This is a genomic window from Burkholderia sp. AW49-1 (assembly GCF_053427845.1).
Map to the genome: position 1 here is coordinate 38,283 of NZ_JBSAXF010000029.1, position 15,773 is coordinate 54,055.

A 15,773-nucleotide genomic window follows, 5' to 3' on the forward strand; every position below is an offset into this window, starting at 1 on the left:
TCGAACAAGGTTTATGCCAATGAAAATTTCGGGATTTCAGGTCACCGCGACGATCGATCGGTTTGCGGATCATTTCGGCACACCCAGCAAAACGCCGGAAGGCGCACTTCCTGCGTTGAACGGGATTCGAACGAAACGGGCCGCGTGGGTCGATGTGCTGCCGACGCGTGGCGTATCGAGGGAGAATCCGAACACAGCCTATGTCGCGTCTTACCGTGATGCAGCAAGCGAGACTCCAGGGGCACGGGCGAGCATGGTACCGGTCGATCCGAAGCCGGACGAAATCTTCGCGACGAATGAAGATCGCGTAGCGTTTATCCGGATAAGAAGCGACTTTCAATCCCGTCCGGCGCCGGATGCGCGAGGCATCGCCAGGGATTTTATTCGGCACCGGCTCGGCGTCGACGGGGACAAGTACATCCTGGCCCACTTCAAGACAGCTCAGGCGCGCGCAGAAGGCAAGCCCGACGAAACGATGTCCCTGACCGATGCCGTGATGCACGCGTTTCCAGGCGTGTCGGACCAGGGGCTGTGGCCGACCGTCGAGCTTGTAACAGGAGAGCTGCTCGGCGGCGGCGAGGCCAGCCCTTCGGCGGCAGGCTTCGTGAACGGTGTCTTCCACAGTGAGGATATCGGCGATTTCTTCAAGCGACTGGGGAGTTTCCTGTGGAGTCGAACCGGGCCAGGTTACATCTATAACACCTTCATCGCGCCGGGTAACGTTCGGCAGACCAGGCAGGAACACATCCGTCCGATAGATGATGCATTCGGTATTTACCTCAATAACGGAAAGGTTTTTTCCGACGCGAATCTCGGCGATTTGCGTCCATCCAGCGTGGCCGATGCGTTCAAGGCCGACGGTTTGAGCGAGCTGCCCTATATCAAACGGCTGAACGAGGTGCTGAATGCATACTGGGATTGTGTCCAGAACGACTGGCCGCTGCTGGCGCGGCACCAATTCGTTCAACAGGTGCGCGCTGCGCGTGACGAAGGCAAGCTCAGTGAGGCCGAGTATCGTTTGGCGATGAAGGCGGGCGCGCCCGGCGTGCCGTTCGCCGGCCGCATCACACTGGAGCAGCTGCGCCAATCGTCCAAACCCGATGTATCCGTGAGAGTCGAGCGCCTGACGTTGGACGGCTATTCCGCCACCGATATCGTGCGTTTCATCGCGCCGGACGATAGCGAAGTGATGTATATCCCCGGTCGTCAGCCTCCGTTCGCGTCCATTGGCGCGGGGCGGTTGCACGAATGGTTGAAGGATGAGGTCGAGGATCCGGCCCGGGCCAGTGCGTTGCTGGCCCACTTTTCGATGTATGACAAGCAGGACGGAACCTTCTACGCTGGCATTACGGCGGATCTGAAGGCGTTGGCCAAGGGCGAGCATAAAAAGATTGAATTCGATCGCGCGCCAATCGACGAAGATGTATTCGACGACATGCGGGACCGTGTGGGGCAGCGCGTGCGCAGCGATGCGAACGTGCAGACGCGGACGGCTTGGGAGGGCTGGAGGCATGTGCTGAACCGGTCGAGCGCGATGCTCGGGCCGCTGGGGGCGCCGCTTCAGTTGAGCACGGGTCTGGATCAGGCAGTGAACGGCAAGTCGAAGGAAGAGCGGGATGCGGGCATGGTGCAGACCGAGGATGCGGCGTTGGCGATTGTGACCATGAAACTCGGACATGATGCCAGCGGTGACGCCGGGAGTGAATCGCACCCGAATTGGGCCTTCAAGCCTCCTGTGGGGGGCGACGACGGTCTCGCGAGAGAATCCGCCGGCTCACCCCGCTCGCTGGGAGCGTCGAATGAGGCGACGCGCGCCCCGGATATCGAAATGGAGGTTCGCGAAGCGCAATCGCCGATTGATCTGGGTGAAACGGTTCACCCGGGGTTGGCTGATTTGTCGCGACAACCCGGTATGGAAAACGTGGAGTTCATGACGGGGACGGCGGTGCGGATTCTGGCGCAAGAGAACGTTGCCTCACGTGTGGGCGGCAGCGTGGCCGCTCGCGCGTACGGCGCGCCGCGATACCCGGTCGATATCGATCTTGAACTCGGCAATCCCGCCGACTGGCGAAGGGCATACGATGCATTGGTCAATACGAGTACGGACGTCACGATGAGCGGCCGTCGCGCGCGCGTGACGGGCGAAGGTGTGCCGGATGAGTTTGTCGACGGCGAGGGCGGTGTCGTTCGGCTCCGGTTCGAATTTGACGATGGCCAAACGAGCGAAGTCTTGGTCGATATCTCGAACGAGAACAATTCGATATTCAACAGGGACTTGCGCTCTCCACAAGTGCGTGGCGTGCAGGCACGCGCGGGACAGGTCGAATTGCTGCAGCCGGCCGATCTGGTGTTCAACTACCTGAGCCGTATCGTGAACAATCCGGAGCGCGCCACCGCCAAGGGTGACGAACAGCAGATCATCGGCTTGTTGAGACGGGCGGGATTTGACCGGGGAAGCCTGGATTCGAGATTGAGGATCGCAAACTCGATCCTCGAGCGTGTCAAGCCGGAGGTGAGGGCGACCTACAGGGATGAACTCTATCGAATCTTGAATTGGGTTGGATAGCGCGGCCGCCCCGCCTCACGTCATGTCGACATAAATCTGCAGGGAAATCCAGCTTGCATCGCGATGTTGACGACCACACCACGCAACAAATGCTTCGGGAGACACGTCGACCTTGACCGGAATTCCCCCTTGCCGAGTGATGCGCGTGAGCATGGTTTTCGTGCGCCGCTCCCAGGCTTCGTAGGTGGGGGGAAGGCTGTGCTTCAGCAGCGCGCGAAACGCCTGATAGTCGCCTCTTTCGAACCATGCAACGGCGACTTGCATGGCATCCGGGCTCGATGTGCTCATTCTCGGTTCCTGACAACGGGGTGAATGCCATTCAGACTCAACCCAGGCGCGCGCGATACGCGTCGCGATAGGCCGTGACCTTGTACACGTACTGTTCGGTCTCGGGATACGGCGGCACGCGACCGCCATATTTCCGGATCGTGCCGCTGCCGGCGTTGTAGGCGGCAATGACCAGGTCGAGACGCTCGCCGTATTCATTCTTCAACGCACGAAGATGGCGCGCTCCGGCCGTGATGTTCTGTCGTTGGTCGAACAGATCCCGCGCGCCATAGTGCGCACCCGTGCGAGGCATGAGCTGCATCAATCCTTTCGCGCCGCGATGCGAGACCGCGCGCGGATCGCCACGCGATTCCACATGGATGATGGCCATCAACAGCGCGTGATCGACCTGATATCGGTCGGCAATGGGACCGGTAATGGGCGCCAATGCATAGACGCGAGGCTCGATCCGCTTCGCTTGTTGATTGCCGGGTTTGTGCGGATGTTCGTGCACCGGTGTGCGAGACGACGCAACGGAGGCATCGCCGGGCGCGACGTTGAATTCAGATGACGTGAAGGCGCGGAGGCCGTCCGATAGTCGCCACGTGCGTACCGTGTCATGTTCGCGTGCAGGTTCGTAAGTCGTGGCGAACCAATCGATCGATCGATTCGATTGATACTCGGCCCATCGCGTCGCCGACGGACGCCGCGTAACAGTGGGCTGCGGTTGCGCGTGGTGGGGGTTCCCGAACATCCATTGGCCCAAGGGATGCGATGGATCGGGAGAGGCCGTGGTCGGTGTGCTGCATCCCGACAGCACAAGCGCGCTGCCGAGCGCGAGCCTGCCTGCAGGTGCGCGCAGGATTCGGCGTGCGAACGTGTGGAGCCGATTGCCGCGCTTGCCGGTGGTGAGGCGACGATTGTCCGAATGGTGAATGGATGTGTGCTGCATGGCTATGACGAATCGAAAACAAATGAAGTCCCACAAATCGATGCGTCACAGTCGGAATGGTGCTCGGTCAGCGCTCGTATTCGTGAACGGAGTGAGCGGCGGGCCGCTCGTCGAATTCAATGAGGGGCAGTCTACCGAGCGGGATTTTGGGGGGAAATCGGACTGCGATGAAGGATGGCCGGGACGAGTTCGAAAAATGATGTGTGAGCCTCGGCGAAGCCGGGTCCGGGCCTGTCAGTAATTTCGTATTCAAAGCATATGATGCTTCGAAGAAGAATTTATGCCGCGCCAACGGAAAGCCAAACCGGTAGACCTGTGGGCGATTCCCGCCGAGTTGCTTGAGCAGTTCGGCACCGCGCCGATGACGGCCGAAGCGATCAACGCCGCAACGCTGGCCCTCAAGAAGGTGCTGATCGAGCGGGCGCTGGGCGGCGAGATGAGTCACCATCTCGGCTACCCGCCTGGCGCGGCCAAGCCAAGCACCGTAACCACCAGCGCAATGGCGCGGGCGCCAAGACCGTTCTGACCGAGCACGGCCCGATCCGCATCGAGGTGCCGCAGAGCGCGGCCGTCAGATTTTCTTCGTCATCTTCTAGGTTCTTTTGCCGGCATAATCGCCGGTTCGGACCCCGAATGACCAACATGTCCGGCGGTGCGAGTTTGCGCGCCGACCGTTCATAGGAGTGCCGGTCACGCCAAGGTCAACGGAAGCGAATCCCGTCGAAGCAGCGAACGATCTCCCTGCGCCTAGTTTCCGCTGAGCGCGGCTTGCCAGCGCCGATGGCACGCATCGAGATATGCATCAATTGCTTGACGGTCTTCGCCCAAGACACTCTTTACGTAACCTTTTGCCTGGCCGATGACCCCGATTCCGGCTTCGACATCCCGCCTTGAAATTTCGGGCGGTGCATGCCATTGCAGTAATGGCTCCAACAGGATTGACTCCTCGAGTGCCAGATGCGGAAAAAATGTCTTGATCACATTCAATCGGATCTTTGCATGGTTGTGTCGATGCCGGCGACTGTCCCGCGATTGTTGGTTGTCGTGAATGCGATATTTCACCAGTGCATCCTTGATATTGGAAAATCGCAAGCCATTATGCATCACGTCGACAAAATAAGCCCAATCGAACGCGCCACCATATTCCGGATTCCACGCCAGTCCATGGCGATCGATGAAGCTACGCCGCAGCATGGCTGTCGGATTATAGATATTGCCTGCACCACGCAAGAGCCTTGCCTTGATCAGGCCATCCGTAGATGGAACGCTCAGGAAATCATCTCGTGCGCCAAAGGCTTTCATGCAACTGCCGAGCACCGCAATGCGGGGCTGACCGTTCATCGTTCGTACCTGAACATCAATGCGATTTGGTTCGGATATGTCATCAGCGTCCTGGAGAACAATGTATTTGCCAGTGGCAAGCTTTAATCCTTCATTGGTTGCTGTGGCCGTGCCCTTGTTTTCCGTTGTGATGTGATGACGAATTCTCGGGTCAGAAAACTCGCTGATGCGCTCTTGAGTTTTATCGGTCGAGCCATCATTTACGATGATCAGTTCAAAGTCACTGAACGTCTGATTGATGATGGAACTTATGCTCTCTGAAATAAATGATTCACCATTGAAAACGGGCAATATGATCGAAACGAGTGGCATGATGTGTTGTTTCCGTTAAAGATGTCGATTTTGACGGGTGCGATTGTTGCCTGCAATCGTTCAAATACGAAATCATTTTCTGACATCTAGTACTCGCTCGTCATGGCGGGCAGACGAGTGCGAATTTGCATTGACTCCGGGATCGACCTTGGCCCGCAAAAACTGTCCCGGTTGTACGAGTTGTCGCTGTATGCGGCCATGATGAGCGATACCCATGATTCGCATTGCTGGCCAAGCGACGGGAGCGGTGGTGTGTGTCACGATGAGTCGACTCGATGCCTGGAAATTTTTCTCGATGAGCGGTCAACATCGCTTCGAATGCACGGCAGTCTTCGAGACGCCATTCTTCATGATCGCTGCCGAAAACGCGAGATAAGCGGAATTTTACCTTGAATGGAAGCACATTTGTCGAGATAATATTCGTCGCCGGATCGTGTGCAGGAGGCCTTCAGGTCATCGCGGTCGCTTAGCAGCGCCCTGGTGTCCTGATTGTTGTGGAACAGGCGCACAAACATCGGTCAGCGATCCCAGAAATCATAAGATGCGCCCCTTTTTGTCGAAATCATCAATAAATCAGACGACAACCTTTCGTGAGTGAAAGTTTTGGGCGAAGCGATGGTGACGAGCCGTCTGAGGTTCCTGTGTTCACGCACCGACCGAGCGAGATGATCCTGTCCGACTCACATACTTCAAAAAGTGCATTCGCCAATCCCAGCCGCGCTCACAAAAATCGCGGTCGCGCAATAATGTAACTTCAGAATGCAACAGCGGTGCCATGGGAAATCATCCCTCTTAAATCGATTTTGTGAGCGACCGCGTAAAAAATTGTTGCGAGGTCTCGGTGATTCCCGATGCGATAAATCCCCCTGTTCAAGTACGTTCCTGAAATATGCGATTTGATCCCATGATCACGATATGATGATCGCATCGGATAGGCATGCGATTTTTTTTGATAAATCGATTGACATCAATCGATGTGAGCCCGGTCTTCATCCTGAAACTGGGGGGCAAGAAACCATACCATGCACTCTCGTCAAGATCTCGATGAATATGGAAAAATTAACGAGTTACGCTATGCGCACAACAGTCGGGGCGGAGGGTTGACGTGTTGTCAAGCGGGATGAATCCCGCATCAGGCCTTCGTCTTGATGGTTCGTTGTAGCTGCTATGCAGCAGCCGGATAGTAGGTCGCAGCCCCCGGCCCGACCGGCAAGCCAAGTCCGAACACCCAGATCGAGAACATCGCGCTCCACACGATCAGGAATGCCATCGAATAGGGCAACATCATCGACATCAGCGTGCCGACGCCGATATCCTTGCGGTAGCGTGCGGTGACGGCCACGACCAGGCCGTAGTAACTCATCATCGGCGTGATGATGTTCGTCACCGAATCGCCGACTCGGTAGGCTGCCTGCGCGACTTCCGGCGCGAATCCGAGCAGCATCAGCATTGGCACGAAGATCGGCGCGGTTAGCGCCCACTGCGCAGAAGCCGAGCCGACCGCGAGATTCGCGAACGCACAGACCAGAATGAAGCATGCGAACAGCACGGGCGCGGGCAGGTCGACGGCACGCAGCAGATTGGCGCCGGACACGGCGAAGATCGGGCCGAGCTGGCTCCAGTTGAAGAATGCGATGAACTGCGCGGCAAAGAACACGAGCACGATGTACGCGCCCATCGACGACATCGTCGACGCCATTGCATCGATCGCATCGCGATCGGAGCGGATCGTGCCGGCCAACGCGCCATACGCGATGCCCGGCAACAGGAAGAGCAGGAAGATCAGTGCGACGACGGACGCGTAGAGCGGGGCGTGCGGGCCCAGCGCACCGGCGGCGTCGCGTAACGGGCTACCGGGCCACATGACGGCCGCGGCGAGCAGCGCGATGCCGGCCAGCGCGACCGTGCCGGCGGCAAGCAACGCGCGATTTTCGCGGGGCGTCAGGCCGGCGGCCATCGCGTCGGCGGCGGTTGCCTGCGGCGGCGCTTCGCATGCCTGGTACGCGCCCAGGCGCGGCTCGACAAACCGTTCCGTGACGAAACCGCCGACGAGCGTGATCATGATCGCGCTCGCGGCCATGAAGTACCAGTTCGCCGCGGCACTGACCGCGTAGTTTGGATCGAGCAATTGGGCCGAGGCCTGCGTGATGCCGGCGAGCAACGGATCGACCGTGCCGAGCAGCAGGTTCGCGCTATAGCCGCCGGAGACGCCGGCGAACGCGGCAGCAATGCCGGCGAGCGGATGCCGGCCGAGTGAACGAAATACGGCGGCGGACAGCGGAATCAGCACCACGTAGCCCAGTTCGCCGGCGACGTTCGACATCACGGCGGCAAACACGACCGCATAGGTCGTCAGGCGCCGCGGCGCGGCGCAGACGATCTTGCGAACCGCTGCGGAAATCAGGCCGCTGCGCTCGGCTATGCCCACGCCCAGCAGCGACACGAGCACGGTGCCCAGCGGCGCGAAGCTCGTGAAATTCGGAACGAGCGATGTGAGCACGCGAACGATGCCGGTCGCATCGAGCAGGTTCACGGCCGCGATGCTGGCGGGCGCGGCCGACGGCGCGCGAGGGTCCGTCACCGACAGGCCGAGCGTGGCGGCGAGCCACGAGCCCGCGAGGATGATCGCGCTCATGATTGCGAACAGCGTGACCGGGTGCGGAAGCAGGTTGCCGAGTCGCTCGACGACATTCAGCAGGCTGATGCGCCGGCGCTCGGCCGGACGCGTGTCGGATGCATTCATGGTCGTATCGATAGTCAGTCGGGTTGAGGGGCGTCGGCCAGCACGAGGCGATAGCCGGTGCCGTAGACGGTGAACAATTTCACGCCATGGCGACCATCGAGTTCGAGCTGGTTGCGGATGGCGGCGATATGCGTCGTCAATCGTCGATTCTCGTTGACGCGCCGCTTTCCCCAGACGAGCTGGAACAGGTGGTCGTGATCGAGATTGCGGCCGATGTTCATCATCAACGCGAAAGCGATCTGGAATTGCTTTTCGGTCAGCACGATCGTCTTGCCGTGAAAGCGAAACGTGCGACTGCCGCGGTGCAGTTCGTAGGCGCCGACTCGCATCGTGTGTCGATTCGGGCGGCAGTGCATCGCCCATCGGAGCCAGTGCGCGATCGTCGATGCCAACTCGTTTTCCGACAGAGAACACGCAATGTATTCGTTCGCACCCGCGCCGATGCTGCGCATCGCGCTCGCGTCGTGGTCGCGCTGGCCGACCGCGATCAACGGCATTGCATCGCCGAACCGGTGCCGTATTGCGCGAATCGCATCGGTTGCCTGTGAACACACGGATTCGCTGCGAATCATCGCCACATCGAAGCCGACGCCGCGCGGCCCGTTCTGGAACGACGCCAGTGAGTTGAAGCGATCGACGTCGTACCCGAGTCGGGTCAGCATGCCTTCGAACTGCAGGCGGTTCGCGCCGTAACCGGGCCGCCGCCAGCTTTCGAGCGCGTCGAGCATGTCCGTCTCGCCGATATCGATGATCGCGATGCTGGACGAAGCGTGGCCGTTCATCGCTGAGCGTCCGGCGATGTGGGGCGCGGCGGGTTGTCGCCCGGGCGCGGGAGCGGAAAGTCTGTCTGCAGCATGGAATGGAGCCTCTGCTGAATTCAAGCAAGCCGTATGCCGTCTGACGATTCGACATCACGGCGGGGAGAGGCTGCCCGTTTGGACAGCCGCGTCATGGCGGCCGGCGGCCCGGCACCGCACCGATGAATGGCGCCGGTTCGGTCTGGCTGGCGGCAGCGTCGTGATGAAGTATGTTCGGCATGGATGATCCGGTATATGGGACGTGTCTCCGGCGGGAGTCGTACCGATTCGATAATTTCGGGGCCGCCCTCGGACGCGATGCCGGGCGCGACGCGCGTCGCGCCCGCGCCGATGCCCCATGCGGCGAGCAGGCTGCGGGGCCGCGCTCAGCGCGCGATGACCTGAAGCTTGCCCGCACGGAACTCGTCTGCGAGAAAGAACGGCAGATTCAGTGCCCAGCTGTGCTGGCGAACCCGTGCGTCGTAGTCGAGCGCGTCTTCACCGGCGCGGATCAGCGTGATCGGCTGGCGCGCGCCGTCAGGCAGCGGCGACGGGCCGCCAATGCTCACGTAGGCGGTGTTGCTGCCGACATGGAACCGGTCCGTGCGCCAGCGCACCGGCGCATGCGGGGGAAACGGGCGGGCATGGTGGAAGCCGAACAGCTCGTCGTGGTTCATGAGGCTTTCGCGCACCGTCGGCCACAGCACCGTGCGCAGGAACTGCTGATCGGTGAAGCGGGCCGGGCCGCGGTAGCTCGCGAGGAACTCGGCGATCAACGGCGCAACCGGCGGGATCACGCCCGTGCAGCCGCCCCACAAGCCTGCTAGCAGCAGTTCCGTGTGGGTGAAATAGTCGCGCATGTGATGGAACAGCCGATCGCTCGCGAGCCATTCGTCGACCGCCGCCGCTTCGCGCTCCGAAAGCAGCGAATCGGCGTCGCGGACGATGAAGCGGTCGACGCCGGGATCGTCCATGACCAGAAAGCGCCACAAGGTTCCCGGCATGGCGCGCCGTTCGTCGTGATCCATCGCGACGAGTTCCGCACCGGCGTCGCGCAGCCTGCGCTGTACGTGTTCCGGCACGCTGGCGTCCAGATAGACGCGGCAGGTCCATGCGGGGTAGAGCGCGTGCGCGACCCGCGCGTTCATCACGGCGGTCTCGCAATAGCGCGGGTTCGCGCCGTACAGGCTGTAGGCGATGACATTGCGCGCGCGCGCCTCCGGATCGAAGCGCGGCGGCACCGCGGGAAGCGGCCAGCGTCGCCCGTCGCGGAATTGCGCGTCGGCCTCGGTCAGCGATCGATGTCCGTGGCGGCGAAGCTCGTCGTGCTTGCCGAGCCAGCCGCAGACCTCGGCGAGACCGTCGAGCCAGGTGTCGGACGCGCGGGCGCGCTGGGCGGGCGGCGCGTCATGGATCTGCATGTACGTGCGATAGGCCTCCTCGTACCGGCCCGTTCGCATCAGGCATAGCGCATAGTCGCCGAGGACCGTCACGTTACCGGGCATATGGGCAAGCGCGGTCTGCGCGAGCTGCAGCGCAGCGGCGTAATCGGCCGTGGCCATCGCGGCGCGGAACTGGGTGGCGAGCGTCTCGAGTTGCATGCGCGCGCGCCCCGCATTCAGGCCGGTGGTCGCAGTCTTGCGTTTCGGGCTCGGAGGCGGTCGGAATCTGGACATGATCTTGATCGGGTACGGTTCGGGCATGGCCGGCGCGCGCGCGTGCACGTACCGACGCGGTTCGACATCGGATGGTCGGGCTGGTAAGCAGGGCGCCTGCCACGGCGCGGGCCGTTTGCGGGCAGGCGCTGCGTGGCGTTATTGGGGCTTGTCGTCGCGCACGGTCTTGCGGCCGGTTGTCGTGGCCGTGGGCACGTTCAGCGTGTCCGACGTCGAGCCGGACGCGTCACTGGACGCGGCCAGCGAAACCCCCATCGAGTACTTGACGAGGTCGGTGTCGTTGTCGATACCGAGCTTTTTCATCGCGTTCGACTTTTGCGAACTGATGGTCTGCTTGCTGCGCTTCAGTTGTTCGGCAATCTGGTTCACGCTCAAGCCCGACACGAACAACCGGACGACTTCTTCCTCGCGTGTGGTCAGCGCATTGCTTGTGGTGTTGGCCGCCTCGACATCGACCTGCCATGCGACTTCCGAAATCGACGGCGAAAAATACCGCCCGGACGCGTAGGCGCCGTGTATGGCGGTCAGCACGTGATCGGTGCTGTCCGACTTGCTCAGGATGCACTGAATGCCGAGCTTGAGCAGGGAGCGGATCACGCCCGGGTTGTCCATCATCGTCAGTACGACGATGCGGGTGTCGGGGTAGCGACGGCGCAGGAACGAGAACAGCGTGATGCCATCGCCGAATTCGCCCCCCGGCATCGCGTAGTCGGAGACGAGTACGTCGCACGGGTGCTCATCGAGCGCGGCGATGAGCTGCGTGGAGTTCGACGCGGTGGCGGCCACGCTCACGGACTTGTGGGCGGCGAGCGAGGCCCGCAGGCCGTTGATGATCGCAGGGTGGTCGTCGGCGACGATGACCCGGATGGTGAATTGATCCATGTTCGTTTATGTCCGATGTTCAGGCATGTCACTCGATATCCCGCGCCATGCCTCGTCCGATTTTGCGTTCTGCACCCGACACCCGGTCAAGTACGACATCGTGCCGGCGCGTGGCGGTGATGCCGCCTCGACCACGACACTCTAGTCCGATCCCTTTTCGAAAACCATCGATCTCGAAATGGAATGGGGTCGTACTGATACGAATTATTATCAGATCCCACCCCATAAACGGTAAACCTGCGGCGTGGCGGGCCGCGCGCGGCGAGGCCCGCCACGTCAGGATCCTACGCCAAATATAGGCCGTGATCGACTGCCAATCGAACCGACACTGATCTCCGTTGCGCTCAATTTAGTACGGGTCCGACTTCTGTCTGCTTCCCGTCGCATATCCCGCATGGGCCGATTTCCAGAGAATTGGAACCCGTTTCATGGCTCGTCAGGCACACACCTGACTGGCTGCCAACGCGGACCCGTCGCATCGCTGCAACTGACTTGACGATCGATTGTTTCGCTACGCCATTTTTCACGACCTCTCGTGTACGGGCGGTGGTTGTACCCGGCTTCGGCCGGGTTGCCGCCCGGGCGCGATCGGCACAACGGGTTCAGGACATGACTCTCGATACTGCTCAATCACAGGAACTGCAGGATACGGCCTGGCAAGAACCGCCGAAATCCGCCACCAATCAGGACGGCCTGCTCGATGCCGTCCTGTGGATCTGCGAACGTTACGGCTGCGGCAGGACGCCGGAAGCACTGATGGCTGGCCTGCCGAAGGCCGGCGTGCTGTCGCCTTCGCTCGCGCTGGATGCGCTAGCCAACGCGGGGCTGACGGCCGGTCTCGTCGACCGCCGTGTGCAACTGCTCCCGGAACACGTGATGCCGATGATCCTGCTGCACAAGCGCGCGGGCGGCTGCATCCTGCTCGGGCGCCGGCGCAATCCGGACAAGGAAGCGAAAAGCAAGCTCCTCTACCAGGTCGTCATGCCCGAGGTCGGTCCGGAGCCGGTCGAATACACGCAGGAGGAGATGGACGAGTTCTACTCGGGTTACGCGATCCTGGTGAAGCCGGCTGCCCGCGTCGACACGCGCGCCGGCGAGCAGGAACCCGAGCCGGCCGGCCACTGGTTGCTGCGCACGCTGTGGCGCTACCGCCGCTATTACGCGAGCGCGGCGCTGGGCGCGCTGCTCATCAACGTGCTCGGCCTCGCGAGCATTTTCTTCACGATGAACGTCTATGACCGCGTCGTGCCGAACCAGGCCTATGTGACGCTGTGGTCGCTTGCGATCGGGGTCGGTGTCGCCATGACATTCGAGGCGATCTCGCGGCACGTGCGCGCGCACTTGCTCGACGTCGCCGGCAAGAAGGCGGACCTCGTGATGGGCACGCTGCTGTTCAGGCAGGCGCTGTCGGTGCGCATGGAGAACAAGCCGGCGTCGGCTGGTTCGTTCGCGAACCAGCTCCGGGAATACGAATCGGTGCGCGACTTCGCGACTTCCGCGACGCTGTCGGCGATTTCGGACCTGCCGTTCGTCCTCCTGTTCATTGGGGTCGTGTTCACGATCGGCGGCTCGCTCGGCTGGGTGCCCGCGCTGATGGTGCCGCTGATCATCGGCATCAGCGTGCTGGTGCAGTGGCCGCTTGCGAAGATCATGAAGGAGAACCTGCGCGAGGCATCGCTCAAGCAGGGCGTGCTGATCGAATCAGTCGAAGGGCTCGAGACGCTGAAGGCGGTGGGCGGCGAAGGGTACATGCAGCGCCGCTGGGAACATTACAGCGGGCTGTCGGCAGCCTCGTCGATGAAGTCCCGAAAGATTTCGAGCAAGGCGACCAGCCTCGTGACGTTCCTGCAGCAGCTGCAAACGGTCGTGCTGGTCGTGCTCGGTGTGTACCTGATCGATGCCGGCGAGCTGACGCAGGGCGCGCTGATCGGCACGGTGATGCTTGCGGGCCGGATCACGGCGCCGCTCAGCCAGGTGATGGGTCTCGCGTTGCGCTTCCAGCAGGCGAAGGCCGCGCTGCACTCGCTGAACAACCTGATGGCGATGCCGGTCGACCGCGATCCGGCGCGCGAATACCTGCCGAAGCCGCCGCTGTCTGGCGAGATCTCGCTGAAGGACGTCGGGTTCGCGTATCCCGCGCCGCCGATGCAGCCGAATCCGCCGATCCTCAAGGGCGTCAATCTGGCGGTCAAGCCGGGCGAGCGCGTCGCGATTCTCGGCCGGATCGGCAGCGGCAAGTCGACGCTGCTGCGTGTGATGGGGCGCCTCTATGCGCCGACCGACGGCCAGATGTTCACCGACGGCCTCGATGTCGAGCAGATCGATCCGGCCGACTGGCGCAAGGCGGTCGGCTATGTCGGGCAGGATGCGCGGCTGTTCCACGGCTCGCTGCGCGAGAACGTAATGATCGGCCGCCCGGAGGCGTCCGCCGACGAATTCCTGCGCGTGCTGCGCCTCACCGGTCTGGACCAGGTGGCGGCCAAGCATCCGAAGGGCATCAACCTGCCGATCGGCGAAGGCGGACAGGGCATCTCGGGCGGCCAGCGCCAGCTCGTGTCGCTTGCGCGCACCCTGCTGGCCCGTCCGCGGCTGCTGTTGCTCGACGAGCCGACCAGCGCGATGGACAGCCAGACCGAAGCCGTGTTTCTCGATCATCTTGCGCGTGCGACCGAAGGGCAGACGCTCGTTGTCGTCACGCACCGCCCGTCGCTGCTCGCGCTGGTCGACCGGATCATCGTCGTCGAGGAAGGGAAGGTCGTCGCCGACGGCCCGAAGAGCAAGATCCTCGCGGCACTGTCCGGCGAATCGCGCCCCGCGCCCGGCGCCGCGCGCCGTCCGGCCGCGAACAAGGCAGCGGATAACGGCGCATCCGCGCCGGTCACGATGACTGCGCAGCGCGCAGCGCGACCCGCGGCGCCCGCCAATGACGCGGCGCCCGACATGAATACACCCGCGGCCGCTGCACCGGCTGCCCAGGAGTCCAAGCAATGAATCTCAATCCATTCAAGAAGTGGTGGCCGGGCAAGGCCAAGCTGACGCCGGGAGACGCGGCGTTCATGAACGACGTGAAGGAGTCGCTGCTCACGCAGTCGACGCCCGGATCGATGCTGGTGATGTACGTGATCGTCGCGATCCTCGTGAGCGGCCTGGGCTGGGCGAAATTTGCCCGTGTCGAGGAAGTCACGCACGGCGACGGCACGATCATCTCCAAGAGCCGCGAGCAGGTGATCCAGAGTCTGGAAGGCGGGATCCTGGAGCAGCTCGACGTGCGCGAAGGCGACATCGTCAAGAAAGGCCAGGTGCTCGCCAAGATCGACCCGACCCGCGCGGAGACGAGTTACCGCGAGGCCTGGTCGAAGCAGATCGGCCTGAAGGCGACGATCGTGCGCCTGCGCGCCGAAGCGTACAACCAGCCGCTCGTGTTTCCGGACGACGTGAAGGGCGTGCCGGCGGTCGTCAAGCAGGAGACGCTCGCCTACAACGCGCGCCGTCGCGCGCTCGACGACAGCGTGGCTGCGCTCGAGAAGAGTCACTCGCTGTCGATGCGTGAGATCGGGCTGGCCGAGCCGCTCGCGGCGAAGGGCCTCGTGTCCGAGGTAGAGCTGCTGCGCATGCGCCGTCAGGCGAATGAGCTGCGTTCGCAGATCGTCGAGCGCCGCAACCGCTTCCAGGCGGATGCGAACTCAGAGCTCATCAAGCTGGAGCTCGAGCTCGCGCAAACGAGTGAAACGGTCGTGGGCCGCGCGGACGTGCTTCAGCGGACCACCGTCGTGGCACCCGTCTACGGCACCGTGAAGAACATTCGCGTGAATACGATCGGCGGCGTGATCCAGCCGGGCGAGCACATCATGGAAATCGTGCCGCTCGAGGATCAACTGCTGGTCGAGGCACGCATCAAGCCGTCCGACGTGGCGTTCCTGCGTCCTGGCCAGCCGGCGACCGTCAAGATCACCGCGTATGACTTCGGCATCTACGGCGGCCTCAAGGGCAAGGTCGAGCACATCAGCCCGGACACGCTGAAGGACGACCAGAAAGCCGCGGCGGGCCGGCCCGACGCGACCTACTACCGCGTGCTGGTCCTGACCGACTCGAGCACGCTGAACGCAGGCGGCAAGACGCTGCCGATCATGCCCGGCATGGTCGCGACCGTCGATATCCGCACGGGCGAGAAAACCATTCTCGACTACGTACTCAAACCGATCTTCAAGGCGCGCGAAGCGTTCCGGGAGCGTTGATC

At 62.2% G+C, this 15,773-nt stretch carries 10 protein-coding genes and 1 pseudogene; 4 read left to right on the forward strand and 7 right to left on the reverse strand.

Annotated elements, in window-relative coordinates; translation table 11 throughout:
- The first annotated feature begins 19 nt into the window (after nucleotides 1–19).
- Nucleotides 20–2,566, forward strand: coding sequence for a dermonecrotic toxin domain-containing protein (locus ACV22W_RS28285; RefSeq protein WP_448022769.1), 2,547 nt, complete (start codon nucleotides 20–22; stop codon nucleotides 2,564–2,566).
- Nucleotides 2,567–2,581: 15 nt separating this feature from the next.
- On the opposite strand, the gene ACV22W_RS28290 is transcribed toward ACV22W_RS28285, so the two are convergent.
- Both ACV22W_RS28290 and ACV22W_RS28295 read right to left on the reverse strand, forming a co-directional pair.
- On the reverse strand, nucleotides 2,582–2,854 hold the full coding sequence (locus ACV22W_RS28290; protein ID WP_448022770.1) for a hypothetical protein: 273 nt from the start codon (nucleotides 2,852–2,854) through the stop codon (nucleotides 2,582–2,584).
- 37 nt (nucleotides 2,855–2,891) lie between these two features.
- Nucleotides 2,892–3,785 carry a lytic transglycosylase domain-containing protein gene (locus ACV22W_RS28295; RefSeq protein WP_448022771.1) on the reverse strand — a complete coding sequence of 298 codons (894 nt, stop codon included), beginning with the start codon at nucleotides 3,783–3,785 and terminating at the stop codon, nucleotides 2,892–2,894.
- A gap of 280 nt (nucleotides 3,786–4,065) precedes the next feature.
- Between ACV22W_RS28295 and ACV22W_RS28300 the strand changes: the two are divergent.
- Nucleotides 4,066–4,409, forward strand: a pseudogene (locus tag ACV22W_RS28300) (transposase); the annotation flags it as partial.
- Nucleotides 4,410–4,532: 123 nt separating this feature from the next.
- Here ACV22W_RS28300 and ACV22W_RS28305 read toward each other — a convergent pair.
- The 5 genes from ACV22W_RS28305 to ACV22W_RS28325 all read right to left on the reverse strand — a co-directional run bounded on the left by ACV22W_RS28305 (nucleotide 4,533) and on the right by ACV22W_RS28325 (nucleotide 11,536).
- Nucleotides 4,533–5,438, reverse strand: coding sequence for a glycosyltransferase family 2 protein (locus ACV22W_RS28305; protein WP_448022772.1), 906 nt, complete (start codon nucleotides 5,436–5,438; stop codon nucleotides 4,533–4,535).
- A 1,165-nt stretch (nucleotides 5,439–6,603) separates the two neighbouring features.
- The gene (locus ACV22W_RS28310) at nucleotides 6,604–8,181 is read right to left on the reverse strand and encodes an AbgT family transporter (RefSeq protein WP_448022773.1); all 1,578 of its coding nucleotides are present in this window, start codon (nucleotides 8,179–8,181) and stop codon (nucleotides 6,604–6,606) included.
- A gap of 14 nt (nucleotides 8,182–8,195) precedes the next feature.
- Entirely contained in the window at nucleotides 8,196–8,963 is a 768-nt protein-coding gene (locus ACV22W_RS28315; protein WP_448022774.1) for a response regulator transcription factor, read from the reverse strand.
- A 401-nt stretch (nucleotides 8,964–9,364) separates the two neighbouring features.
- The gene (locus tag ACV22W_RS28320; RefSeq protein ID WP_448022775.1) at nucleotides 9,365–10,654 is read right to left on the reverse strand and encodes a tetratricopeptide repeat protein; all 1,290 of its coding nucleotides are present in this window, start codon (nucleotides 10,652–10,654) and stop codon (nucleotides 9,365–9,367) included.
- 138 nt (nucleotides 10,655–10,792) lie between these two features.
- On the reverse strand, nucleotides 10,793–11,536 hold the full coding sequence (locus ACV22W_RS28325) for a response regulator (protein WP_448022776.1): 744 nt from the start codon (nucleotides 11,534–11,536) through the stop codon (nucleotides 10,793–10,795).
- A 609-nt stretch (nucleotides 11,537–12,145) separates the two neighbouring features.
- On the opposite strand from ACV22W_RS28325, the gene ACV22W_RS28330 reads away from it, so the two are divergent.
- Both ACV22W_RS28330 and ACV22W_RS28335 read left to right on the forward strand, forming a co-directional pair.
- Nucleotides 12,146–14,527, forward strand: coding sequence for a type I secretion system permease/ATPase (locus ACV22W_RS28330; RefSeq protein ID WP_448022777.1), 2,382 nt, complete (start codon nucleotides 12,146–12,148; stop codon nucleotides 14,525–14,527).
- A complete protein-coding gene (locus tag ACV22W_RS28335) occupies nucleotides 14,524–15,771 on the forward strand; it encodes an HlyD family type I secretion periplasmic adaptor subunit (RefSeq protein WP_448022778.1) in 1,248 nt (415 codons plus the stop codon). The genes ACV22W_RS28330 and ACV22W_RS28335 overlap by 4 nt, the downstream gene beginning before the upstream one ends.
- The last annotated feature ends 2 nt before the right edge of the window (nucleotides 15,772–15,773 follow it).